At 41.2% G+C, this 25,678-nt stretch carries 23 protein-coding genes and 1 pseudogene; 7 read left to right on the forward strand and 17 right to left on the reverse strand.

Translation table 11 applies throughout. From position 1 onward, the window contains the following. Window positions 1-9 precede the first annotated feature (9 nt). Entirely contained in the window at window positions 10-2,097 is a 2,088-nt protein-coding gene (locus JOC78_RS03265; RefSeq protein ID WP_239586975.1) for an ATP-dependent helicase, read from the reverse strand. A 209-nt stretch (window positions 2,098-2,306) separates the two neighbouring features. Here JOC78_RS03265 and JOC78_RS03270 point away from each other — a divergent pair, with 209 nt between their 5' ends. From JOC78_RS03270 to JOC78_RS03285, 4 genes are all read left to right on the forward strand, one after another. Next, window positions 2,307-4,022, forward strand: a complete 1,716-nt coding sequence (locus JOC78_RS03270) for a globin-coupled sensor protein (RefSeq protein WP_204552977.1) — start codon at window positions 2,307-2,309, stop codon at window positions 4,020-4,022. A gap of 83 nt (window positions 4,023-4,105) precedes the next feature. Next, window positions 4,106-4,381: an acylphosphatase gene (locus JOC78_RS03275; protein WP_204552979.1), complete on the forward strand. Its 276-nt coding sequence runs from the start codon at window positions 4,106-4,108 to the stop codon at window positions 4,379-4,381. Window positions 4,382-4,456: 75 nt separating this feature from the next. Next, window positions 4,457-5,110, forward strand: a complete 654-nt coding sequence (locus JOC78_RS03280) for a 5-bromo-4-chloroindolyl phosphate hydrolysis family protein (RefSeq protein WP_204552981.1) — start codon at window positions 4,457-4,459, stop codon at window positions 5,108-5,110. 88 nt (window positions 5,111-5,198) lie between these two features. Next, a complete protein-coding gene (locus JOC78_RS03285; protein ID WP_420829899.1) occupies window positions 5,199-6,287 on the forward strand; it encodes a toxic anion resistance protein in 1,089 nt (362 codons plus the stop codon). A 46-nt stretch (window positions 6,288-6,333) separates the two neighbouring features. On the opposite strand, the gene JOC78_RS03290 is transcribed toward JOC78_RS03285, so the two are convergent. The 6 genes from JOC78_RS03290 to JOC78_RS03315 all read right to left on the reverse strand — a co-directional run bounded on the left by JOC78_RS03290 (window position 6,334) and on the right by JOC78_RS03315 (window position 12,184). Then, window positions 6,334-6,723 (reverse strand): thiol-disulfide oxidoreductase DCC family protein, encoded by a 390-nt coding sequence (locus JOC78_RS03290; RefSeq protein WP_204552984.1) that lies wholly within the window; start codon window positions 6,721-6,723, stop codon window positions 6,334-6,336. Window positions 6,724-6,828: 105 nt separating this feature from the next. Next, on the reverse strand, window positions 6,829-8,154 hold the full coding sequence (gene brnQ, locus JOC78_RS03295; protein WP_204552985.1) for a branched-chain amino acid transport system II carrier protein: 1,326 nt from the start codon (window positions 8,152-8,154) through the stop codon (window positions 6,829-6,831). A gap of 252 nt (window positions 8,155-8,406) precedes the next feature. Beyond that, complete coding sequence (locus tag JOC78_RS03300) at window positions 8,407-10,326, reverse strand: nitric oxide reductase activation protein NorD (RefSeq protein WP_204552986.1); 1,920 nt, start codon at window positions 10,324-10,326, stop codon at window positions 8,407-8,409. A gap of 10 nt (window positions 10,327-10,336) precedes the next feature. Continuing rightward, window positions 10,337-11,242, reverse strand: a complete 906-nt coding sequence (locus JOC78_RS03305; protein ID WP_420829900.1) for an AAA family ATPase — start codon at window positions 11,240-11,242, stop codon at window positions 10,337-10,339. Between the two features lie 116 nt (window positions 11,243-11,358). Further along, window positions 11,359-11,790, reverse strand: a complete 432-nt coding sequence (locus JOC78_RS03310; RefSeq protein ID WP_204552987.1) for a Rok-like winged helix domain-containing protein — start codon at window positions 11,788-11,790, stop codon at window positions 11,359-11,361. Between the two features lie 193 nt (window positions 11,791-11,983). Next, a complete protein-coding gene (locus JOC78_RS03315) occupies window positions 11,984-12,184 on the reverse strand; it encodes a DUF6501 family protein (protein WP_204552988.1) in 201 nt (66 codons plus the stop codon). 354 nt (window positions 12,185-12,538) lie between these two features. Between JOC78_RS03315 and sda the strand changes: the two genes are divergently transcribed. Next, window positions 12,539-12,664, forward strand: a complete 126-nt coding sequence (sda, locus tag JOC78_RS03320; protein WP_204552989.1) for a sporulation histidine kinase inhibitor Sda — start codon at window positions 12,539-12,541, stop codon at window positions 12,662-12,664. A 122-nt stretch (window positions 12,665-12,786) separates the two neighbouring features. Here the strand turns inward: sda and JOC78_RS03325 are convergent. The 4 genes and pseudogenes from JOC78_RS03325 to JOC78_RS03340 all read right to left on the reverse strand — a co-directional run. Next, a pseudogene (locus JOC78_RS03325) lies at window positions 12,787-13,026 on the reverse strand (spore coat protein); the annotation flags it as partial. 12 nt (window positions 13,027-13,038) lie between these two features. Then, window positions 13,039-13,221 (reverse strand): DUF1657 domain-containing protein, encoded by a 183-nt coding sequence (locus tag JOC78_RS03330; RefSeq protein ID WP_204552992.1) that lies wholly within the window; start codon window positions 13,219-13,221, stop codon window positions 13,039-13,041. A 110-nt stretch (window positions 13,222-13,331) separates the two neighbouring features. Then, a complete protein-coding gene (gene odhB / locus JOC78_RS03335; RefSeq protein ID WP_204552994.1) occupies window positions 13,332-14,582 on the reverse strand; it encodes a 2-oxoglutarate dehydrogenase complex dihydrolipoyllysine-residue succinyltransferase in 1,251 nt (416 codons plus the stop codon). A gap of 120 nt (window positions 14,583-14,702) precedes the next feature. Further along, entirely contained in the window at window positions 14,703-17,534 is a 2,832-nt protein-coding gene (locus JOC78_RS03340; protein ID WP_204552996.1) for a 2-oxoglutarate dehydrogenase E1 component, read from the reverse strand. A 535-nt stretch (window positions 17,535-18,069) separates the two neighbouring features. On the opposite strand from JOC78_RS03340, the gene JOC78_RS03345 reads away from it, so the two are divergent. Both JOC78_RS03345 and JOC78_RS03350 read left to right on the forward strand, forming a co-directional pair. Continuing rightward, window positions 18,070-18,507 (forward strand): hypothetical protein, encoded by a 438-nt coding sequence (locus JOC78_RS03345; RefSeq protein WP_204552998.1) that lies wholly within the window; start codon window positions 18,070-18,072, stop codon window positions 18,505-18,507. Between the two features lie 63 nt (window positions 18,508-18,570). Then, window positions 18,571-19,167: an SAM-dependent methyltransferase gene (locus tag JOC78_RS03350; RefSeq protein WP_204553000.1), complete on the forward strand. Its 597-nt coding sequence runs from the start codon at window positions 18,571-18,573 to the stop codon at window positions 19,165-19,167. 93 nt (window positions 19,168-19,260) lie between these two features. Here the strand turns inward: JOC78_RS03350 and trpA are convergent, their stop codons facing one another. Genes trpA through trpE form a run of 6 tightly spaced genes read right to left on the reverse strand, consistent with a single transcriptional unit; the run spans window position 19,261 to window position 25,676 of the window. Then, window positions 19,261-20,055 carry a tryptophan synthase subunit alpha gene (gene trpA / locus JOC78_RS03355; protein WP_204553002.1) on the reverse strand — a complete coding sequence of 265 codons (795 nt, stop codon included), beginning with the start codon at window positions 20,053-20,055 and terminating at the stop codon, window positions 19,261-19,263. Window position 20,056: 1 nt separating this feature from the next. Beyond that, window positions 20,057-21,250, reverse strand: a complete 1,194-nt coding sequence (gene trpB / locus JOC78_RS03360; protein WP_204553429.1) for a tryptophan synthase subunit beta — start codon at window positions 21,248-21,250, stop codon at window positions 20,057-20,059. After that, window positions 21,250-21,861 carry a phosphoribosylanthranilate isomerase gene (locus JOC78_RS03365; RefSeq protein WP_204553004.1) on the reverse strand — a complete coding sequence of 204 codons (612 nt, stop codon included), beginning with the start codon at window positions 21,859-21,861 and terminating at the stop codon, window positions 21,250-21,252. Before JOC78_RS03365 ends, trpB begins: the two co-directional genes overlap by 1 nt. 10 nt (window positions 21,862-21,871) lie before the next feature. Continuing rightward, entirely contained in the window at window positions 21,872-22,651 is a 780-nt protein-coding gene (gene trpC, locus JOC78_RS03370) for an indole-3-glycerol phosphate synthase TrpC (RefSeq protein WP_204553006.1), read from the reverse strand. Further along, the gene (locus JOC78_RS03375; protein WP_204553008.1) at window positions 22,648-24,261 is read right to left on the reverse strand and encodes a bifunctional anthranilate synthase component II/anthranilate phosphoribosyltransferase; all 1,614 of its coding nucleotides are present in this window, start codon (window positions 24,259-24,261) and stop codon (window positions 22,648-22,650) included. Before JOC78_RS03375 ends, trpC begins: the two co-directional genes overlap by 4 nt. Then, window positions 24,258-25,676, reverse strand: coding sequence for an anthranilate synthase component I (gene trpE, locus JOC78_RS03380; RefSeq protein ID WP_239586993.1), 1,419 nt, complete (start codon window positions 25,674-25,676; stop codon window positions 24,258-24,260). The genes JOC78_RS03375 and trpE overlap by 4 nt, the downstream gene beginning before the upstream one ends. Window positions 25,677-25,678 lie beyond the last annotated feature (2 nt).

Consider the following 25,678-nt stretch of genomic DNA (forward strand, 5'->3'; position numbering starts at 1 on the left):
ACCTCTGATTTAATCAGAGGTCTTTTTTGATTCATATACTTCTTTTAAAAATCTCGTCATAGGCAGCGGTTTGCTTCTGAAGAATCGCGGAGATGAAACATATAATTCTTCCATCGCGCGAGACACCCCTACATAAAGAAGCCTTCTTTCTTCTTCGATAGCCTCAGCGATTTTCGCTTTTTTGTTTTGTTGATCACTCATTCGATCTTCAGCCGCTTCAAGTGAAGAGTTATGAGGAATGATGCCGTCACTTGTTCCAATGAGGAATACACAAGGAAACTCAAGCCCTTTCGCACCATGAACGGTAGTTAATCGGATCGCATCCTCTTGGTCAATATGGTTTTTCAGGCCATTTTCCTGTTGCTTTTTGATGATCCGGTCAATAAATGCTAAGTATTTCGCAGAATCTTTAAATGGTTTGGCAGAATCATATAATTCATCCAGCGTTTCTTGCACCAGTTCCTTTTGCAGCGTAAATGTTTTTCGGTGATTATCCTGCAAATACTTGTCATACCCGTCGTTTCCTTCACGGATCTTCCGAATAGCTTCAGCAGGCGACAAGTGTTTCAAAGATTGAATAGCGGAAACCTTCTCAGCGATCCGCTCCTTTTGATAGGATGGCAGCTTAGACAAATCTAATAAATAAGCGAGTGCCGGTTTTTCCACGCCTCTCATTCGATCGGTAAAGCGCTGATCAATCACTTCATTTAGCACCTTTTCTTTTGATAAGTACAAAGTAGGCAAGATTCCAGCAAGCGCGTCTAAGTCATCTGGGTAAAAAGCCAAGCGCAAGCAATCCAATATCGGTTTGACTAATCCGTTCTCGTAGAAAACTTGTTTCTGACTGTGGAGAATAAAAGGTATGTCCTTCCAAACGAGTTGATCCATCAATGCCCGGGAGACCGCATGAGTCCGGTAAATCACGGCAAAATCCCGATACTTTCTCTTACCGCTTGCAACCTGACTCTGTATCACGTCAAGAATGCACGTAGCTTCTTCTACAGTGGTGTCAGGTCTGAAAAAACGCGGGGCCACTCCTCTTGTATGTACCGCTAACAGTGTTTTGTCATGTCTTTGCTGGTTATGCTTAATGATGTCATTGCCCAATCCGACAATATAAGGATTGGATCGATAATTCGTTATTAAAGTAACGATTTTTGTCCCAGGAAATTCCTTTGGAAAATCTAGTATCAGTCGGTGATGAGATCCCCGAAATTGATAAATCGTCTGATCATCATCCCCAACAGCCATAATGTGTTGTGAAGGCGGGGCTAGCATCTTTAATACTTCATACTGCACAAGGTTGCTGTCTTGAAACTCATCTACGAGTATATATTGAAATCGTTCTTGAAGCTTGCTGCGAATCTCTTCATTTTCCTTCAATAGCTTGTACACTTCATATAAAATATCGTCAAAATCCAATAGATTTCTGCTTTGTTTATACTCTTCGTATCTTTGATAAATCGTCTTTACTTCCTTCTCAACGCTGGATGCGGCCGGCAGATCCTCCGGGCTTTTCATCATATTTTTATAATAAGAAAATTGGGCAAGCAGCGTTTCCACATCGTATTCTTCTTTAAGTGCCATATCTTTTAATATCATTTTGACAGCGACTTGTTTTTGTTTTTCACTGGTTAATAGCTTCATATGCTCATAACCATGCTGATATAAAAGTTTAAGAAATATGGAATGGAATGTGCCGACTGCCATGCTTCTTAGCGAATGTTTCGATACCCCGGGCAATAAGCCTAATCGATCTTTTAATTCTCCTGCTGCTTTTTTTGTAAAAGTTAAAAGTAAGATCCTCTCAGCGCGCACTTTTTGAACCGATAGCAAATATCCGGCTCTAGCAGTCAATACCGATGTTTTTCCGCTGCCAGCACCTGCTAGCACGAGCAAGGGGCCATCTGTTTGCCGAACGGCTTTTACTTGCTGTTCATTTAAATATATATGTTTGTTTTCGAGAGCGCGAAAGTAAAAGGCATCCGCATCACTCTCTTTCACTAATTCTTTTGTCGACTTTGGCTCTGCTAATTTTGCCTTCGGAACCTTTTCCGAAACGACTGGCTGACTAGTCAGGGGGTGTTTTGTCTGCAAAGGCCTCCCTCTTTCTTTAAGAAAATACCTATATAAAATTAACATGAAGAGAATCAATGCGCAATGACACGAAATTTGTCATTAAATCTCTACTTGTTTCACTTGTTTTTTGCACTCTTACTTCGTAAAGTAGAAATAAATATAAAAATAGGAGAAATGACACAGAAAATTAAATTTTCTATTAAACTATGTAATTTAGGAGGAACAACATGCTTAACTTGAGACCGCGAGCGACAGCACCATTACTGGTTAACTTTGGAACCGATTACCAATTTAAAGGCCGATTTTTACATACATTAGAATATAATTATTTTAACAAAAATGATTTTCATCAGCTGGAATCGTTATATGAAAAAATAGCTGATTGTGAAACCGATATGATTTCATTGTTCCAAAGTTATCTGCAGCAGTGCAGTGAACCTCGATCTCTTCCCATTGCTGATCAAGTCATCTCAAACTATATTAAAGGATTCTTTACTAAAGAACGTGATCTTGCCTACGTAAAAGATGCACTATCCTTTTTCTACCTGCTTAGAAACAGCCATTATAACTTAGGCAAGTTAATTGTGATGTTCAATCAGTTTAATTTTTATGTGATTACCAACACCCTTTATTTCCATGGATTAAAGCCAGCCAAATGCATTTCCTATATGCACTCTGTTCAAAAGGCGATCAATATTGATCAGGAACTGCTGGTCGAAAGTTTTTCGGAACGAATGCTCGAACAAGTCATTGAAGAAATTGGCACATTAATGGATGAAACAACTAAGATCATGTTCATTAAAGATTTGGTGCATCTGTTAGATAAACAAAATGCCGAGGTACAGAATTCTTCAGCTGCTACAGAAGAGATGACTGCCTCTGTGAATGAAGTAGCCCGTTCCGCTTCAAAAGTAGCAGATAAAACAAATGAATCAGTCAAGCAAGCACAAGAAAGCCGCCAAGTCATTTCTGATGCGCTCGATGAGATCTTTCGAACAGAAGCGACTTTCTCAGACATTGTGAAAAAGTTCTCGCGGCTGCAATCGAATGTTTCGACCATTGAAGATGTCGTTCGCCTGATTACAGGCATCGCAGATCAAACCAACCTCTTAGCATTAAATGCTTCCATTGAAGCGGCACGCGCTGGCGAACATGGGAAAGGTTTTGCTGTTGTAGCCCAGGAAGTCCGTAAGTTAGCGGAAAATACAGTTGAATCATTGAAAATGGTACAAGAAAATGTCTCAAACCTGAAAGAAGTGTCCAACGATGTGTCTGATTCAATCGGCGGCACAGCTGGCGTCATTCAAAACGCTGCAAAGGAAGCAAAAGATTCCCTTCCGCTTCTCACAAAAATCGTCGAAACGATTAGCGACATTCATGATGATGTCAACGGTACGGCCGCGATCTCAGAAGAGCAAGCAGCAACGATGGATGATATCTCCAGCCAAATGCATCAAATTGCCACCCTAACTGATTATATACGTGAACTTGGAGATGACACAGGCTCAGCCATACACAGCTTAGGTAAACGAATCAATCAGTTTAGAATGAATGTGATTGATAACAACTCTATCGTTTTATCTACTCCTGCTTTATTGATGCTGTCTAAAACAGATCACTATATTTGGAAATGGCGGATCTACAATATGTTTCTCGGGTTAGAAAAAGTTAAGCCTGAAGAAGTCTCCTCTCACATGGATTGCCGCCTTGGCAAATGGTATTATGCACCAGAAACGAAAGAACGGTTCGGTCATTATGACAGCTTTATTCGGCTGGAAGAAGAACATAAAATTGTTCACCGAGAAGCGAAAGAAGCAGCGGCTCATTTCCAGAATGGCAATCGAAACGAGGCCGAAGCTTCCCTTAAAAAACTCGATCAGGCTTCATTGCAAGTGGTCGGATATATTGAAGACATTCTTTCTCAGATTAGACAAGCGCGTTAAACAAGCGGAAGCTAAGGCTTCTGCTTTTTTATTGACTTTTTTCCAGTTAAAGCTAAAGTAGAATTATAGGAAGGGTGTGCAAAATGAAACGGTTAAAAATTATTGCTGCAGGCAAAGTTCAAGGAGTCGCCTTTCGATTTTTCGCCTCCAATCAGGCAAATCAATGGGGGTTAACCGGCTGGGTGCAAAACAAACCAGATGGTACGGTTGAACTCGAAGCCCAAGGTGAAAAAGACACGCTGCACCAATTTCTTGCCTTTCTAGAAAATGGGCCAAGCCCCTCTTCCCGTACGGATGAGCTCGTTCATTATGAAATCGATGTGAAAGAAAACGAACAGCGTTTCTCCGTTCGATCTTAATTATTCAATAAAAGAAATGAAACTATTTGGCGCTTTTTGCGTATAAGAAAGAAACTGATCATTGGAGTGGATACCATGAAACATGCTTTTTCAATTCTGCTTCGCTTGTTTGTAGCTCTTCCGCTTAGCGGCATTATCAGTACCATTGGATACAGCCAGTTAAACCTTCCTTTAGCTGCCGGTATTCTGCTTTTTGCCGTAAGTACAGCAGCGATATTTATGGGGCTCGGCAAATGGGCAGATGTTCGTCTATATAAGAAATTCGGATTGACCCGAAAAGAATATTACTTTATTCAAGACAATATGAAAGAGGCGAAGCAAAAGCTCAACCGGCTCCAAAGCGTTTTTATCCGCCTCAGAAGCATTAGCTCACTTAAGCAAATGCTGGAATTAAATCGTTTAGTCAAACGGATCTATTCCATTGTCAAAAAAGAACCAAAGCGATTCTACGAAGCGGAAAGCTTCTTTTATTCCCATTTGGATTCTGTCGTTGAATTGTCAGAAAAGTATGCCTGGCTCAACAGCCAAAAAATAAAAGATCAGGATGTCAAAAAATCTTTAATAGAAACGAAAGAAACACTGGGCGACCTCACAAAGACTCTTGAAAAAGATTTAAATAAAGTGCTGGCAAAAGATATTGAACATCTCACATTTGAATTGGATGTAGCAAAACATTCTATGAAAAAATTGGACATGCCTATTGATGAGGACGAAAGGAGATTAAAATAACATGAACGAAGAAAAACGAACGACTGTTTTAAATGATGACTTGGCTGGACTTGATGATTTATTATCTAACCCTTTCGATCAACAATTGATGGAAACCAGCATAAACACAACCGAACAATCAACGACCAAGCCAAAACAATTAATTGATGTCCTCCCTGCAGAACATCAGCAAAAGGCTCGGGATTTAGCTAAGCAAATAGATCCTGCTAATCATCAATCCATTATTACTTACGGTACAGCAGCCCAGTCTAAACTCTCTACTTTCTCGCACTCGATGCTTGATCACGTGCAGCAAAAAGACATTGGTGAGATTGGCGATATCTTAAGTGATTTAATGAAAAAGCTTCAGCAAGTGAATCCAGACGAATTGCAGGCAGAAAAGAAAAATATGTTCAGCCGCATGTTCAGCAAAGTGTCGGATTCCATACAGGAAGTTCTTTCGAAATACCAGAAAGTCGGCTCGCAAATAGACCGGATCAGCCTGAAACTCGATCATTCAAAGAAGACACTGATCGGTGACATTCAAATGCTTGAACAGCTATATGAAAAAAATAAAGAATACTTTCAAGCCTTAAATATATTTATAGCGGCAGGCGAACTGAAATTAGAAGAAATTCAAACAGTGACCATCCCTTCCCTGCGTCAAAAAGCGGAGCAGTCAGGCGATCAGATGGATTATCAAGACGTCAATGACATGGTTCAATTTGCGGATCGTCTAGAAAAGCGGCTGCATGATTTAAAACTCAGCAGACAAATTACAATCCAAAGCGCACCGCAAATTCGTATGATTCAAAACATGAACCAGGCCTTAGCAGAAAAAATTCAATCCTCTATTTTGACAGCGATTCCGCTTTGGAAAAACCAAGTTGCGATTGCCTTGACACTTGTGCGTCAGAAAAAAGCAATGGAATCACAAAAACAAGTGTCACAGACGACAAACGATCTGCTGTTAAAAAATGCGGAGCTATTAAAAACGAACACGATTGAAACCGCTAAAGAAAATGAACGGGGCTTAGTCGATGTTGAAACATTAAAGAAAACCCAGTCCAACTTAATTACCACATTGGAAGAAACGCTTCGCATTCAGCAAGAAGGCCGCATGAAACGAAAGCAGGCTGAGCAAGAATTATCTACGATGGAAAATGAATTAAAACAAAAGCTCCTGCATTTGAAATAATGAAAAAAAAGCTGCCATACCTTGATGCTGGCAGCTTTTTCGTTAGTTAATCAATAAACCGTTTTTTAAATTCCGGAGATGGCATCATGCAGCTTTCTGATTTTCCAAACCATTGATAGCGATGTTTAGCAAACCAATCATAGACAGCATCTCTTATAGGAGCCGGAATGACTTTTAAAACAGAGAGAATTCTATAGCCCCCTTTTAAATGCTTGCCTATTTCAAGAGCTGCACTTGATTTCATAAACACTTGATCATTTTTTATCAAAACGACACTATCAAGGTCACGTTTAACGTTGTATTGATGAAGCAGCTTTTGTCCTTTTTCACTCTGCAGCGAGCCAAATTTAAAGTACCCCTCCGGATCTCTCTTCAAAATGAATTGAACGCTTCTCTGACAAAAAAGACAGGTGCCGTCGAATAATATAATGTTCATGAATACCTCCTCCCCTCAACATGATTCTCTCTTAAGACTACCACTTTCTCATCTTTAGATCATACTAAAAAGCACGGCTATGATAGCCGCACTTGTTAGTAGATATTAAGAATCCATCGAATGGACGGTTTTAGAATAAGGCTTCGTTACTCGATCAACGGCAAATCCAGCCAAACCGCCAACCATCGCTGGCAACAGCCAGCCTAAACCAGAAGAATATAAAGGAACCCATGAAATAGCTTGCTGCAGTGCTTCGATTGGATAGCCAAAAGCCTGCATCCCATCATTAATGCTGAATATCGCTGTCATAAGAACAGCTCCCACATACATAAACTTTGAGTTTTCAACAAGCGGGTGAATAAATGCCAGCAATACCAATACGATGGCAAAAGGATAAATCATGACAAGCACCGGAACAGATACTGAAATGATTTGAGTCAACCCTAAATTTGCAATCATAAAACTGACAATCGTCAACAAAGCAACAAAACGTTTATAAGAAACAGCTGGCCAGCGTTCCGTGAAATATTGCGCAGTAGCCGATGTCAGTCCAATACATGTCGTTAAGCAAGCTAGTGCCACGATTGAGCCAAGGAGCCCTTTTCCTGCAGAACCAAACAGCATCTGTGAAGCTTCTGTCAAGATCGCGCCGCCATTCTCAAACTGGCCTGTATGAACAATCTTTGCCCCGATCCAGGCAATGGCTACATATACCGCAGCTAATCCAGCGCCGGCAATAATACCAGTTGTAATTGTGGACTTAACGATCGTAGCTTTATCAGTAACTCCGCGATCAGCGAAAGCTTTAACGACAATAATCCCGAATGCGAGTGCCGCGATTGTATCCATTGTTAAGTAACCTTCAATAAAACCTTTGATGAACGGAGCTTCTGCGTACTTTTCCGTCGGAGCAGCGAGCGGAGCGTCAAACTTTAAAAAGGCCGCTATACATAGTCCAGCAATCGCTAGAAGAAGGGCTGGCGTCAGCCATTGACCAATACGGTCCACTAATTTTGTCGGATTTAAACTTAAGACAAACACCAAAGCAAAAAATACTGTCATAAAGACAAAGAGTGACATTGAACCGGCATTTGCAGTTAAAAACGGCTTTACACCCATTTCATAGGCTACACTGGCCCCCCTTGGAATACCAAAAAATGGCCCAATTGCTAAGTAAATGGTCGCAGCGAAAATCATCCCAAACAGTGGGTGTACTCGGCTGCCAATGGATGTCACTCCATTCGACGCCAGAGCAATCGCCACGACAGCTAGAATCGGCAAACTCACACCTGTAATGACAAAACCTATAATCGCAGGCCAGAAACTCGTTCCTGCTTCCATTCCTAAATACGGCGGGAATATAAGGTTTCCAGCACCAAAAAATAAAGCAAATAACATTAAACCAATAAATACGGTATCTCTTTTCTTCATTAAAAATTCTCCTTTTTCATCTTGTTGCCACAGACATAAAGATACTCGTCCCATTTAGGGACGAGTACCTATTTTACTCGCAGTTGCCCTATCTCCGAATTTCATTCTACTCATTTACTATATAAGTGTCAATAGAATTTTTAGAATTTTTAATATAGAAAGATAATAAAATATTATTTTAAAATATAATATTTTTCCGGTAAAACAGTAAAATTTCAGACTTTTTTAAAAATATTAATTATTCAAAACACATCATAAACTTTTATACAATAACTTTCTCAATAACGGAAACAAGACATCCGACAGTTCATTAATATCCGACACAAAGATGCTGTATTTTCCATAGATGTTTTGAATAATTGACCTCTGAGCTTCATCAATTTCGCCATTGGCTAAAAAGACATTAATGACTTCTATTCCCCATTTCCTTGCAGCAAGTACGGCTTCATGGGTATCGACAATCCCGTTTCTGTCATAATCAAAGGCGGCGGGCTCCCCGTCAGAAAACACTAACAGAAACTTCTGTTTTTCCGCTCTCGCTATGATTCTTTCTGTCACCAATCTGATGGCAAAGCCGTCCCGATTATCTTCTTCCGGCTCTAGCTGCATGATCTCAGGGCCGCTGGCTTGCTGAACAGACGAACGATAGTCAATAACCGTCTGCAGATAATTGGGCTGATTCGTTTCTGAAGCCTCATTCGTGTCCTCCCAGAACCCGATGATCTCATGCGGTACTCTCACAGACTTTAATGCCTCATGAAAAAGAGTGATCCCGAGTTTGGTCTGATCCATCTTATCGAACATAGACGCAGAACAATCGACCAGCAGCGTAAAAGCTGCATCAATTTCTGGCGAAGGCTCTTGTTTTTTATAAAAAAGCCGCGGCTGTTCATCCAAAAAGAAACGCAATAACTTCTTATTAAGTCTGCCAGCTTTTAAATCTTGTCTCGGCTGAATTTTTTTATGCTCAAGCGTTTTCTCAATCATGTTCTTTAACTTCTTTTGTAGAGGAGCCACTATGGCATGGTATTCTCTGTATTTGTCCCGCTCTTCCTGTTTCTGCGGATCAGCTTTCCGGTAGACAGGTACTGCATATCGGTTTTCCTTCCCGTAGACCGATTCTTTTTCCCCGGTCTTTCCTGTGTCTTTTTGCATCTGTTCAGCGAGAAGCTGTTCGAAATCTTTACGGTCAGTTTTCTGCGCCGCCCCTTGAACCATAGCTAATGCCTGATCTCCCGCTTCTCCTTCTCTGACTCCTTCACCAAAAAGATCGGTTTGAGACCCTTGATCCAAATCAAACTGTAAAAAGGACTGAGATAATTCACTCGTTTCTCTGTGCCAAGTCCGAAATTCTTCCTCAAGTATTTCTTCTTCTCCGGTTTTTTCCTGATCGAGGACATCTTGATTAGCTAAAGGGTCTTTTCTGCGCATATCGTCAAACGTATCTCCGCTATCTTCTAATGGTGCAGATAGATCAGGCAGGTGAAAATAAGTATTGAGCATATCCCGCGCCAAGAGTTCTTCTAAGACATCAATTAATTCCAAACAACAGGTAATGGTTTCTTGCGTCGACTTCGTTTCATAGAATCTCATTAGTGTCTGGCGAATAAATGGCATGGCCGCATCAACCGGTTCGTTAATCGAAGGCGCATCCATTAAGTAATCGGCGTTCAGAAGCAAATAAATCGCGTTGAATAAAGAATCCGCCGGCAAACTTTTCATTTGATTAACATTCAGCTGCGTATCAAAATACTTTCTGTAAGTCTCGCGGCGAATCGCAAACATTCGCTTCGTCCCAGGCCGCCTCTCTTTGCAAAGCTCTTCAATTCTGATATCTTCCGCAAGTGTTAATAACTGTCTGGCAAAAGAGGGAATAGCACTCTTATTGGCTTTTTTTACATACTCACCAACCGCGTTTAAATCTGTATGATCATAATTCCCAACCGCACGAAGATAGATATCCGTTTTTAATCCGGCTCTCTCTACTTCGAAGGGACGGTGATCCCAAAAGTGACTGACAAAAATTTGCTCATTTAATTGATCTAAATAAGAATGCGGACCGTACAGCACTTCTATTTCTGAATTCCTTGTTAACGTTTTTGCCAAGTCATTCAGTTCCATTAATAAAAAGGAATTGACGGTTTCATCGTTAAATTGTATAAAACGTTTCATGGATGATCCCTCATTCAAATAAAGTTTCAGCTATATTTCTGACAGCTGCCTGTTCTCTTTCATCTTCTAACTTATCAATGATCGCTCGCTGTATGGCGCGTTTTGCAGGCATATGGACAGCTAAATCACAAGTATCAATCAGTGCACGGATCGATCCTGCTTCTTCAGAAATTTGCCCATTTCTTACTTGTGTAATTAAATCATGAGATAACTGGACAAACCGTTCCATTACCTTTTTATCTGTCAGCAAGCTTTGCTCGGCCAATACTTCCATGAGCGCATTTCCGCTGATGTACGGCACTTCAATGACCACGAATCGGTTTTTCAGCGCTTCATTTAATGGCACCGTTCCAACATAGCCTTCATTAATTGCCGCAATCGTTCCGAATGAAGATTCTGCTTTCACCACTTCTCCAGTAAAAGGATTGGTAATCATCCGGCGATAGTCGAGTACTCCATTTAATATAGGCAGTGTCTCAGGCTTCGCCATATTAATTTCATCTATATAAAGTAAATGTCCGGATTTCATGGCTTTCATCACTGGACCTGGTATGAATTCAATCACATTTTTTCCATTCTGTTCGCTGATGGTTTTATAGCCGAGCATCGCCTCTGCATCAAGATCTACTGAGCAGTTAATGCTGTGCATCGGCTGATTAAATATGGAAGATAATGTTTCTGCCAGCTTCGTTTTTCCTGAACCGGTTGGCCCTTTTAAAAGGACGTTTTTACCGAGCGAAAGCGCGATTATTGCATCTGTAAGAATCGTTTGATCAGATGGTTTATATCCAGCTTTTCCAATTAGCCAGTCTAAAGGATCGTTTGTAAATAATCCCTTTCTATTTTCTATTAATTCTTGGATGGATTCTGGGAGTTCATTTATATTCAAATGGATCGTTCCTCTCTCTATATAAATTGTTTCGTAGAATATTTAAACACACGAGTAGAGGAATGGCAATGAAAAGGACGGTTCGCCAGCTTAATTCACTGCCTTTCTAATGTTAAGCATAAAAAAACTGACTGCCTGTGCAATCAGCTTTCGTAATCGTATATGTACAATCCTCTGCCTAATTTTCGAACCTTGTGATTTTCACGCTCTAATCCAACCATAAATGTCGTCATATTCGCAATTTTCTTTTCACTTTTTTCTTCAATTTGACGTTGCAGATCCACTCCGCGAATCGGTATGTTCTGTTCTTTCAAGATAGAAACGGCGATATCTCTTAATCCATTTAAGCTTTCACTGCGGCGTCCTCTCCGTTTTCGTTTCCCAGGAAAGTCTCCGATCTTTGTCAGCGATACAATTTCTTTGGATGTATCTTTTTTCATAGATTCTTTTTCATCTAATTCTTTAATACGGCGAAAAATCTCTTCTCTTTCGCGGCGAAACTCTTGCATAACTTTCATTTCGGAATCAGCCAGCTGCTCTAGCCGTACCTTTAAAGCGGCTCTTTCATCAAACACTTCTACTCCCCCTATAAATCCATCACAAAGTAATATGTATAAACACGCGCTTTTAAATATACATTGTGACCTAACCTCTATCACTTGTTGATAATAATATCAAAGATAGGATAAAATTACTAGGTGAGTTTTAAAAAATTTTTATAAAAATGGAAATAAATATATATAAAAAAAGCAAGGAGATCCTTGCTTTTTAGCTTTGAAAATATTCTTTATAAAAACCAGATACTTTCCCCTTATTATCTACGACGAAATAAAATTCTTCTGTTTCGTTCTTCACTTCATACTCTTTTCCGGCTGTTAGCGCATTATTGACCATGTATTTTTTAGCATTGGTATGTACGCATGTCACCTTTTTAACAGTTGGCTGGTCTGCCCAAGTTAAATGAATCATATGTATTCTCCTTATCAGATAAATAATTTATAAATAGGAACGATCATTACAAGAGCATTCCTACTTAGACAATCATTACTTTCCATAATCATACCACACCTGGTTTAAGTGTGAAAGTATGTCTGTCTGCTGTTCAACAGTTGCTTGGAAGATACAATTTACATAATATATTTATATAAACGGAATAAAATATATAGTTTAGTTTATTAAAATGATTATTCCTCATACTTTAGATGGAGTTTGCTGTTTACCTCTTTTCATATATTAGATTACCCTGTATAATAACAGAAAATAAAGATAATTCTCTATTTTTATTTTGTTAACACGAACGAATCTCAAAGAGGAGGTATTTTCATGAAAATTATGAGTAATGAAATGCTTGTTGCTGCTTACCGGGATGCCAAAAAACAAGGTCAAGATCGAGATTGGATTCGGATGTTAAAAGATGAAGTTCAAAAAAGAGGATTAAAAACGACATAAACGTCATAAAAGGTGCGCAGCTGCGCACCTTTTTATTATGTTGTTTATTAATTGACAGGATTGATACCATTCATTCTAGGCGGCTGCTGAGATAATATCTGCTGCTGTGCAGGGATTTGCTGTAAAGATGCCTTTACTTGCTGGATTTCTTGCATTTGAGCTGCAGCAGCCGGCTGATAGTATCCTTGCTGGGAAGCGAAATCATACAACCGTTTTTGTCTTGCTTCGTCTGCATTACGCATCTGAATCAATGCTTGACGCAGCTGTTCATTGTCCGTTTGAGAAATAATGGACCCATAGCCGCTTAAAGATGCGTTGAGTGATGATAAGTAATCATTAACCATTTCTTTTTCCTGAAACATGCTGAACCCTCCTTATTGTAAAAATGTTAATAATTTTTGGCATGATTGAATGGACGCCTGTGCATCTTGTTGCAGCATTTGTTTCAATTGAGGATTTTGTGTCTGAGCAGCATATGTTTCCAATTTTGCTGCTGTCGTTTGATGACCACCAATCAAGTGGCGAAGGTTTTGAAGTTCAAGCTGATTTAATGACATGTACGTCTCTCCTTTCGAGTTGAAGCATCAAACTTACTATTGCCTAGTTACTTCAATCGTATCCAGACAAAAAAATCCAGCCCTCATCGGACTGGATTTTTCATCAGTTATTAACCTTCAAGCAATAAATCTTCTGGATTCTCGATTAATTCTTTGACCATTTTCAAGAAGCCAACCGCTTCTTTACCATCGATGATACGGTGATCATAAGATAAAGCTACATACATCATCGGACGGTTTTCCATACGATCTTTATCAATGGCCACTGGACGAGTTTGGATCGTATGCATACCAAGTATCCCGCTTTGCGGTCCATTCAAAATTGGAGTGGATAGAAGTGAACCGAATACACCGCCGTTAGTGATTGTGAAAGAACCGCCTTGCAGATCACCCAGTGCTAATTTATTGTCACGGGCTTTAAGAGCAAGACCTAAAATATCTCCTTCAATTTCAGCGAAGTTTTTGCGGTCGCAATCACGTACAACAGGGACGACTAATCCATCTTCAGTAGATACAGCTACACCGATGTCATAGAATTTCTTTAAGATTACTTCGTTTCCGTCGATTTCAGAATTCACGTACGGATACTTCTTCAGTGCTGCCACAACAGCTTTAGTGAAGAATGACATGAAACCAAGACGAACATCATGATCTTCATAGAACTTGTCTTTTTTGCGTTTACGCAGTTCCATAATGGCTGTCATGTCAATTTCATTGAAAGTTGTCAGCATCGCTGCCGTTTGTTGAACTTCGACTAGGCGCTTAGCAATAGTTTGACGACGGCGGCTCATGCGCTCGCGTACAACTGGCTTTCCATCGTCTTGCTTAGGAGCAGCTGGTTTTGCCTGCTGTTCTTGTTTAGGTGCTGCCTCTTGTTTAGGCTGGCTTGAGAAAGATTCAACATCTTGTTTACGAACGCGTCCCATTGGATCTACAGTCGGAACTTCAGTTAAATCGATGCCTTTTTCACGAGCTAATTTACGCGCTGCAGGGGAAGCGATTGGGCGCTGTTTGCTTTCTTCTTCTTTTGGTGCCGGTGCTTCTTGTTTAGGCTCTTCTTTCTTCGGTTCTTCTTTTGGCGCTTCTGCTTTCGGTTCTGCAGGAGCTTCAGTGCTTCCGTTTCCAGCACCTTCTTCAACAACTGCGATTACTTGTCCAACTTCAACCGTATCACCTTCGCCAGCTTTTAATTCTTTGATCGTACCGGCTTCTTCGGAAATAACTTCAACGTTTACTTTATCCGTTTCAAGCTCAACGATGTATTCCCCTTTTTCAACATAATCTCCCGGTTGTTTTAACCATTGTGCAATGGTTCCTTCTGTAATCGATTCTGCCAACTCTGGTACTTTAATTTCAGCCACTGTTGAATCCTCCTCTATATTCTTCCGTCTCATTTTTACGTATTTATTATAAATTAGTTGATTCTATATGTACAAGCAGGGAGCCGCCGTTCATGACGGCCTTCTGCTTATAGCCAAACTTTAGCTGCGTGTTAATACTGCATTTAGAATTCTTGCTTGTTCTTTTTTATGAACAATCGCGTCTCCCTCAGACGGGCTTGAGCGGCGGCGGCGGCCGACATAACGGACATTCGCCCCTTCAGGTGCCACATCGCGCAAACGCGGTGCAATGTAAGTCCATGCGCCCATATTTTGCGGTTCTTCTTGCAGCCACACTACTTCATTGACATTCGGATATTCTGATAAGATCGAAGTGATATCCTGTTTAGGGAATGGATACAGTTCTTCTACACGAAGTACATGCAGCCAGTCTAAACTTTCCTCTTGCTTATCAATTTGTTCTGCTAAATCAATGGAAACTTTTCCGCTGCACATTACAATGCGTTCCACTTTTTCTTTTTCGCTGCCTGTACGAGTTTCTTGCACAACTGAGTTAAATCCGCCAGTAGTAAACTCGGAAGCTTTTGAAGAAGCGAGCGGATGACGAAGCAAGCTCTTCGGTGTCATGATGACAAGCGGGCGTACCTCTTCTTTCTTTAACACAGAAGCCTGACGACGTAAAATATGGAAGTATTGCGCCGTTGAAGACAAGTTGGCCACTGTCCAGTTGTTTTCAGCCGCACTTTGCAAGAATCTCTCCATGCGGGCACTGGAATGTTCAGGGCCTTGTCCTTCATACCCGTGTGGAAGAAGCATAACTAAACCAGATTTTTGCCCCCATTTTGCACGTCCGGATGATACAAATTGATCAAACATCACTTGTGCCATGTTGGCGAAGTCTCCGAATTGAGCTTCCCAAAGTACTAATGTTTCTGGAGAGAATACGTTGTATCCATATTCATACCCGACAACAGCAGTCTCCGTGAGCGGACTGTTAATGACATCAAATGAAGCCGTTACTCCATCTAAGTTATGCAATGGAATATACTCTTCCCCTGATTTTTCATCATGAAGAACAAGGTTTCGGTGAGCAAACGTTCCACGCTGTGAATCTTGGCCAGTCAGACGAATTGGTGTGCCTTCTTTCAGAATGGAAGCAAAGGCAAGCGTTTCTGCATGGCCCCAATCAACCGCTCCGTCATTTTCAAAGATTGTCTCACGGCGCTTAAGGATTTTTTCAAGCTTTTTAAAAGCATTAAAGCCTTCAGGCCATTGAAGTAATTCACTATTGATTTTTGATAAAACATTCGCATCCATAGCTGTGCCTGATGCAGGAAGTTCATTTTCAACAACCTTAGGAGGATTCATAACGATATCTGGGTTATCATCCTTTTTCGGCACCGTTTCGTATAGATCCTTTAGTTTCTTTTGGTTCTCATCATATAGTTTATTCGCTTCATCTTTCGGCAATACACCGCGTGAATCAAGTTTATCTGCGTACAGTTCACGAACCGTTGGATGCTTCTTGACCATTTGGTACATCGTTGGATTTGTCGTCATTGGCTCGTCCATTTCATTATGGCCGAAACGGCGGTAGCCGATTAAATCAATAACGAAATCCTTCCCAAACTTGCTTCTGTATTCGATCGCCATTTTAGCAGCTGCTAAACATGCTTCTGGATCGTCGGCATTGACATGTACAATTGGCACTTCAAATCCTTTAGCCAAATCCGAAGCATAGCGAGTAGAGCGAGAGTCATAGCTTTCAGTCGTGAAACCAATCATATTATTAGCGATAATATGGATGGATCCGCCGGTCTGATAGCCTTTGATTCTGCTGAAGTTAAATGTTTCACTGACTACACCTTGTCCAGGGAAAGCTGCATCTCCATGGATAAGGAAAGCGATTGCAGAAGCATTATCCTGCTCTGGAACCCCTGCCTTTTGACGATTTTCTTGAGCTGCTCTTGTGTATCCAGTTACAATTGGGCTGACCACTTCCAAGTGACTTGGATTATTAGCCAGTGTAATGCGTGTTGTATTTGATGCATCTTCATCTTTATAATTACGGTCTCCGCCCAGGTGATATTTCACATCTCCTGTCCAGCCGTAAGTCGTCATTTTCATTGACCCTTGCGGCAGCACTTTTTTGCTTGGAGAATGCTGGAACTCGGCAAAGATCATTTCATATGGTTTTCCTAATACATGAGTTAAAACATTTAAACGTCCACGGTGAGCCATTCCAATATTAATTGTTTCAGCACCGTTCATGGCAGAGTAATGAATTAATTCATCTAGTAATGGAACTAGCGTATCCAATCCTTCTATAGAAAAACGTTTTTGACCGACAAATGTTTTGTGAATGAATTTTTCAAACCCTTCTACTTCACATAAACGTTTTAGAAGCTGGACTTTTTCTTCATTAGAGAAGGTCGGATAGTAATTAGTCGATTCAATTTGGCTTCTCAGCCATTTCTTTTCTTCAAGATCGTGTACTTGGGCTAATTCAAAAGCCAGTTTATCAGTGTAAACCTTTTTTAAATGTTGGATTGCATCAAATCCGTTTTTCACATATGAAGGAGCATCCGGACAAATGTACTCAACCGGGATCCCTTTTAAATCTTCTTCTGTCAAATCGTATGAGCTTAATTCAATTCTCCGTGAATCTTTATTGCGGTCATGAAGCGGATTAATGTCAGCAGCTAAATGTCCAAAAATACGGATGCTGTCTGCAAGCTTCACTGCGGAAAATAACTTTCTAAGATCGTCTGGCGAAGCAGCTGCAGCCGCTTGAACGCCTGTTTCAGATTGCCCCTCAACAATCGGTGCTCCCCATTGATCAAACATTTGTTTCAGTTCAGGGTCCACTTGTTCAGGATCTTGTACATATTGTTCATACACTTCCATCACATATCCAAGGTTTGGCCCAAAGAATTTACTCCATGGATTTCCTTGGCCTGTCTGCATCTTCATTCTGAAAAACCTCCAACTAATTTCGCCCATTAATTTTTTACTTTCTGATTAAGTTGCTTTGATTAATTATTCCCAACATAAAGAAATTTTAAATAATATGTAGAATAGAAATAGGATGTTGAAAATAAACCGCTTACACTGATATTTTATCACTGTAAAGCAGCAAGTAAAAGGTTTAAAGCTTAATTTATTAAATTTTTGTGACATTTTTTTAAGTTGAAAAAAGTTTCTGGTAAACAAATCATTCTTACTAAAAAAATTATTCTGATATATCAAAACAAAAATTGTAGTTTTTATGAATGATTTTTGGAAGGTACTTTTTTCATGTACCATCTTACTACTGTTAACTGGAAAAACCAATGTTTTTTTTTATTTTTCATCAATTTTATCCGGCTGTTTCCATTAACCGCTTTTTTTCATGCTTTACGACCGATTTCTTCTGCTTTATTCCTCTTTAGGAGACGGGTAAGTTTATTAAACATTGCCTCCCTGCATGCATAGAATAACAGTAATAATCTGCAAAGGCGGTGGCTTCATGTTTCCATGGAACTTGTTTTCATCTTCATTCCCTTCTTTTGACTTTCAAAAACCTATTAAACCTGAAGATATAGAACAATATATAAAGAAAGTGATGGCTCATTCTGCTAAAAACGAAACTCCCTTTGAAGCCAATCATCCAAAGATGGAACCTGCCAATCACCAGCCAGTGCAGATCATTGAGACCTTTCATTATGTATATATCCGGCTCTCTATCTCGCCTGCTGACTTAAAAGAGTTAAAAGTGAGGCATACGAGCCATAAAATCGTTTTGGAAATGAGCAATCATGAAAATGGCCGGCAAGAGTTTCTGCTGCCTGTAGCTGTTAAACGAAAAGGTGTGCAAACCATTTACCGAAATCACCTATTAGAAATTGCGCTTCCCGTCGCAGATGATCTGGAAGAAACGGAGATCTCGTGGGAAGATCAATCATAATGATTCAGGTTTACTAATTGACAAACGGTGAAATAATAACTAAAACCATTTGGAGGCCAGAATATGTTCTCGTCATTTTCAAAACAATTTATCGATCCAGAAGGCACGTTAGGAAAAATCGCCGGAAAAATCATGTTCTATGAAAACCGCAAGATCAATGAGTGGACACTCGACCTTTTATCCGTGCAAGATGGCGACCGGCTGTTAGAAGTCGGCTATGGCCCCGGCTATGCCATTGAGCTGCTCAGCAGCCGCTTTGAACATCTTCAAATAGATGGCGTGGATATTTCAGAGACCATGAAAAATGAAGCAGAAAGCCATAATAAAGAACTGATTGCGAATGACCGTCTTCATTTATTTGTTGATGATATAGCTGATTTCCACACAGAAAATCAATATGATAAAATATTCACCGTCAACAATTACCCTTTATGGTCCGACCGAAAAAAAGGGCTTCAGAACTTATTTCATATGCTTAAACCCGGCGGCAAAATCGCCATTACTGTCCAGCCGCGCGAAGAAGATGCGGACGAGCAAAAAACCAAGGAAATCGGTCTGATGATTCGTCAGGATCTTGAAGAATGCGGCTTTAGCGGCTGCGCCACTTATTATAAAGATGTACGCCCTGAATTAACTGTCTGTGTCACAGCGGTTAAATAATTGGAGAGAAAGCCCGTTCCCTTATTGCTTCTAGAATTGGGACGGGCTTTCTTATCATCTTTTTTCAACTTAAAATTTTTCAATCTGATGCATTTATTCTGCTTGCACGGTTTGTCCGGCTTTCTTTGGGATGATCTCTCGAATTGCTTCTTGATTGCCCGTATGAAATAATTCTACGATCTTGCTGCCAACTATGACTCCGTCGCAATGTTTCCCAAGCTCTGCTGCTTGTTCGCTTGACGACACACCGAATCCGGCTAAAACAGGTACCGGGCTTAGCTCTTTAATTTTTTTCAAATAGGATGGCACATTCTCTTTAAATGTGGTTCGTGCTCCGGTAATGCCATTGACAGTTACTGCATAAATAAAGCCTTCTGCGTCTTGTGCAATGTTTTTAATCCGGCTCTCGGGACTGGTCAGCGTTACTAATCGAATGAGCGCTAAACTGTGCCTCTTCATGGGATCGCGTATCTCATCCTCTTCTTCGAGTGGGACATCGGGAATGATGGCTCCTGAGATACCGGCTTTTACACAATCTTCGGCAAACCTTTCAAGACCATAGCGATAAACAGGGTTTAAATATGTCATAACGACTAATGGAATCGATACCTCATTCTGAAAACTTGCTAATTCCTTTAATACTTTGTCTAAAGTAACTCCCTGAGCCAATGCACGCTGGCCTGCTTCCTGAATGACAGGGCCGTCCGCCACTGGATCTGAAAAGGGAATCCCGATTTCAACCACGGTCACACCGATTTCTTGGAGGTGAAGAATTTTTTCTTTAAGAGAGGAAAGCCCTCCGTCTCCTGCCATAATATAAGCAACAAATGCTTTTTCGTCTTTTTCTGCAACAGCGGCAAATGCAGACGCTAATTTTTCTTTCGTCATCTTATTCTCCCCCTAACTTTTCTCTAATCGTTTCTACATCTTTATCTCCGCGTCCTGATAAACAAATCACGATCGTTTCATCTTTACTCATTTCACCTGCCAGTTTCGCCGCATAAGCAATCGCATGCGAACTTTCAAGAGCAGGAATGATGCCTTCTGTTTTCGTTAACAGTTTAAAGCCATCAAGTGCTTCTTCATCTGAAATCGCCACGTAATTCACCCGACCGATTTCTTTTAACAAGCTATGTTCAGGACCAACGCCCGGATAATCAAGACCCGCAGAAATCGAATGGGCTTCCTGTATTTGTCCCACTTCATCCTGCAGCAGATACATCTTGCTGCCGTGAATCACTCCGACACTTCCTTTTGTCAATGAAGCCGCATGCTGATCGGTGTCGATTCCGCTTCCGGCAGCTTCTACCCCGTACATTTTCACGCTTTCATCTTCAATAAATGGATAAAACATGCCCATAGCGTTGCTGCCCCCGCCAATGCACGCAACTAGCGCATCGGGAAGATTTCCAGTTTTATCAAACAGCTGTTTTTTCGTTTCATAGCCGATCACACTTTGAAAGTCGCGCACCATTTTAGGAAAAGGATGCGGACCAAGGACAGACCCCATAATATAGTGAGTGTCTTCCACATTTGACACCCAGTAGCGCAGCGCTTCATTCACCGCATCTTTTAACGTGCCGCTGCCCTGGCTCACGCCATAAACTTTGGCCCCTAATAGTTCCATTCGGAATACATTCAGCTTTTGGCGTCTCATGTCCTCTTCACCCATAAAAATGACACACTCCAGATTTAAGAGAGCGCAAACCGTCGCTGTTGCCACACCATGCTGACCGGCGCCTGTTTCAGCGACTACTTTTTCTTTGCCCATTCGAACAGCAAGAAGAGCCTGCCCGATCGTATTGTTAATTTTGTGGGCACCTGTATGGTTTAAATCTTCCCGCTTTAAGTAAATATTCGCCCCGCCCAGCTGCTTCGTTAAATTACGGGCAAAATAAAGCGGATTTTCCCTGCCGACATAATCCGTTAAATATTCATTCAGCTCCTCTAAAAATGCAGGATCTTTCATCGCTTCATCGTAAGCTGTTTCTAATTCAAGAACCGCCTGCATCAATGTTTCCGGTACATACCGTCCTCCAAATGAACCAAAATGTCCTTTGTGGTCTGGTTGAGAATAAGTTATCATAATTGATTAACTCCTTTCGCTGCATTTATAAATGATTGGATTTTTTTCAAATCTTTCTTTCCATTCGTCTCTACTCCGCTTGATACATCGACCGCATACGGGCGGACAATATGTATGGCTTCAGCAATATTTTCTGGATCAAGACCTCCAGCTAAAATGAGGCGGGATCGGTCAAATCTTTCTTTAGATAAACTCTTCCAGTCAAATGTAGTGCCGTTTCCTCCTTTATAAGGACCGGCCGCGCTGTCGATTAAAATATAATCGGCAGGAAATTGCAAAATCTCTTGAAGAGATAAACCTTCTTTATGATTAAAAGCTTTGATCGTCGGCAGCTTTAACTTTTTGGCGTAATCTGCTGACTCTTCTCCATGAAGCTGCACGAAATCAAGCTGTGCTTCTTGAGCAATGGATCTGACAAGGTCAAGGTCTTCATTAACAAACACACCGACCTTTAAGACACCTGTTAGATCCTGATTTATTCTAGCCGCTTCCTCTGCAGTGACCTTCCTTTTACTTTCAGCAAATACGAATCCAAGCGCATCCGCTCCAGCTTCCTGGGCATAAATCGCTGTTTCCTGATCTTGAATTCCGCAAATTTTGACTTTCATCGTGTTCACCTCATAAACGAATTTTCAATTCACTGAAGGTGTGAGCTACGTCCGTGCTTTTCATAAAGGTCTCCCCGACAAGAATTCCTCTTGCACCGGCTCTCGCTACCCTTTCTACCTCTTCTTTCGTCCGAATGCCGCTTTCTGAAATAAAGACGATATCCGGACGGCTATAGGTCTGAATCAGCCGCTCACTTAATGTTAGATCCACTTCAAACGTTTTTAAATTACGATTATTAATTCCAATAATATTGGCTTCTAGTTTCAATGCCCGCTCCATTTCTTCCTCATTATGAACTTCGAGAAGTACTTCGAGATTCAGAGATTTTGCCGCCTGATGTAACTGGGTCAACGCTGGCTGATCCAGTGCAGCGGCAATCAGTAAAACGACATCCGCACCGGCAAGTTTTGCTCGCTTCATTTGAATTTCATCGATGATAAAATCTTTGCAGAGCACCGGTACATTTACCACTTGTTTCACGTTCTCTAAATCTTCCATACTGCCTTTAAAAAACGTTTCGTCCGTCAATACAGAAATGGCGCCTGCACCGCTTCTTTCGTACATCTTCGATTGTTCTTTCGGATCTAAGCCGATATTTATATCCCCTTTTGAAGGAGAAGCTCTTTTAAACTCGGAAATGATGTTCATTTCCTTTGATTCCATAAAAGATTGATACATAGACCTTGATGGCCTCTCATAAAGATCTGTCTGTTCATGGAAGCTTTCTTTTAACAGTGCCACTTCCTCCACTTTCTTTTTCAATATTCTGTCTAATATAGTTTCTGTCATACCGAGATCACTGCTTTCTGCTGTAGTTTAGAGTGGTCAATTAAATAGTGAAGCTTTGATAAAGCGGCGCCGGAATCAATGCTTTCTTTTGCCAGCTGAATCCCCTCAGGAATCGTCTTTGCTTTTCCATTGGCAAATAAGCCAATTCCAGCATTTAAAAGAACCGTGTCACGCGGCGCTCCCTTTTCCCCTTCAAGAATTCGTTTCAGAATCTCCGCATTCTCCTTTGCCTCACCGCCTCGAATGGCTTCTAATTCATAACTAGGCATCCCTGCATCCTCCGGGGTCAGAATGATTTTTTTCGTTTTGCCGTTTTCAAGGAGCATTAAGTGATTTTCTCCTGCGAGCGATGCCTCATCCATAAAGCCTGCCCCGTTGACCACTACTGCCCGCTTTCTTCCCAACCGGTCAAGCACCTTCGCCATCATCTCCAGCATATCGCGGCGATAGATGCCTAGCAGCTGTGTCTCTAGCTGAACTGGATTGGTTAACGGGCCAATTAAGTTAAAAATGGTTGGAATCCTTAAATCCCGCCGCACTTTCATGATCCGTTTCAATTTCGGATGAACCTGCGGGGCAAACAAAAAAGCAATTCCGTTCTCCTCTAGCAGCTGATCTGTCTCTTCCTCTGAATAATTTAACGACAGTCCGAGATGCTCAAGCACATCGGCGCTTCCTGTTTTGCTTGAAACGCTTCGGTTCCCATGCTTTGCGACTTTGACTCCGGCTCCCGCTAACACAAAGGCGGCTGTCGTGCTGATATTAAAGCTTTGGGAGCCATCTCCGCCCGTTCCGCAGTTATCCATGATGCCTGTCAAATTTTTTTTCGAGCCTAACGCATTTTTTCGAAGTACATCAACAAGTGAAGCAATTTCATCCACGGTTTCTCCTTTTGATTTTAAAGCCATTAAAAAGGCGGCAATTTCACTATCCGTTGCATCTTCTTGAAGGATTTCTTCTATGGCACTGGCCATTTCCTGCTCTTCAAGGGGCTGGTGATTAGATAGCTTCAGCAGATATGTTTTCATATTTTTCTCCTTTTTATATTGCTGGAAAAATTGCTTCACAATCGGTGTCCCTGTTTTCGTCCCAATCGATTCAGGGTGAAATTGAAGTCCATACACTGGGTACTCTTTGTGGCGAATTGCCATAATTTCCTCGTCATCAACGGAATGAGCCAGCACTTCAAGCTTTTGAGACAATGTATCTTGATCCACCACAAGCGAGTGATAACGCATCACAGGAATGGCCCCGTTAAAGTCTGCAAAAATACCTTTGCCAGCGTGCTTGATTAATGAGATCTTCCCATGTTTAATTTGTGAGGCTTGAATGATCTTTGTGCCAAACGCTGCAGCGATCGCCTGATGACCAAGACAGATGCCTAGTATCGGAATGCGATGATAGAAGCTTCTAACGACATCGACACATATCCCTGCTTCTTCTGGTGTTCCTGGTCCTGGTGAAAGAACAATTGCTTCCGGTTCAAGTGATTCAATTTCTTCTAAAGTCAGTTCATCGTTTCGCACGACTCGGACGTTTTTTCCGAGCGAGGCGATTTGTTGATATAAGTTATACGTAAAAGAATCGTAGTTATCAATTAATAGAATCATGATTTGACCTCCAATAGCGCTTTGGCTTTATGCATTGTTTCTTCATATTCTTTTTCCGGCACTGAATCATAGACGACACCGGCTCCGGCTTGAACATACGCCACGTCATCTTTTACGATCATTGTCCGGATCGCCAGTGCAAAATCCAGATTTCCATTGGCTGTTATATAGCCGACTGCCCCTGAATAAAGGCCGCGTTTCATTGATTCCAGTTCGTTTATAATTTGCATCGCCCGTATTTTCGGTGCGCCTGATACAGTTCCAGCCGGGAGGCAAGAGGCAAGCGCATCAATAGGATGAATGCCTTCTTTCAACGTACCGCTTACTTCAGATACGATGTGCATGACATGTTTATATTTTTCTATTTGTTTATACTTGGTCAGATGCACTGATCCAATCTCACTCACTTTGCCAATATCATTGCGGCTTAAGTCAACGAGCATCATATGTTCCGCAATTTCCTTCTCATCTGCGAGCAGTTCTGCCGCAAGATTCGCATCTTCCTCCTCCGTCTTGCCTCGAGGACGGGTGCCGGCTATAGGATTTGTCATTACATGCTGCTCGGAGACGGTGATCAAGCTTTCAGGCGACGCACCAAGAACGGTATAGTCAGCAAAGTCGATATAAAACATGTAAGGAGATGGGTTGGATGTCCGAAGCCGTCTGTACAATGTAAATGGGTCACCTTTAAATTCCGCTTTTAACCGCTGGGACAAAACGACTTGAAAGATGTCTCCGCGAACAATATGGTCTTTGGCCTTAAGAACCATTTCACTATATTTGTCTTTATCTGTACTTCCTGTGAAAGTAAGAGCTTCCAGCGGTTCAGGCGCTTTTGCTTTTTGCTCTCTGCTGATCATTTGGGCCATTTCTTCGAGCGTCGCTTCCATTTCTGAGTCCGTTCTGTTTTCAAATAAATCAACCGCTGCAATCGTTACCTTCTGCAATAAGTGATCATAGACAATGAACGTATCATAAAACATGAAGTGAATATCCGGCATGCCGAGTTCATCCGTCAGCGGCTCACCAATGACTTCATCGAGAAACATGACATCATATCCCATATAGCCGACAGCTCCGCCGAAAAACGGGAATGGAAAGGTCATGGATGAATCATGAGGTATCATCGCTTTTAGTGCTTCAAGGCTATGCCCTTCTGTCTGAGCTGATTCGCCTGTCTGAAGGTTCCGATGCTCGATTTCCTTTCCTTTAGCGAGAAACTCTTGAACAGGATTCATCCCAAGAAAGGAGTAACGTCCGCTTTGTTCATGTTTATAGGAGCTTTCAAGTAAAAATCTTTTCTTTCCTGTCAGCTGATGATACAGCATGATCGGTGTTAACATATCGCCTTCAAGCTCTTTCGTTTTATAATTCATCGTTTTTGTCATTTCCACTTTGCTCCACCTCTTTATCATTT

The sequence above is a fragment of the Bacillus ectoiniformans genome, assembly GCF_016908875.1.
Classification (GTDB): Bacteria; Bacillota; Bacilli; order Bacillales; family Domibacillaceae; genus Bacillus_BX; species Bacillus_BX ectoiniformans.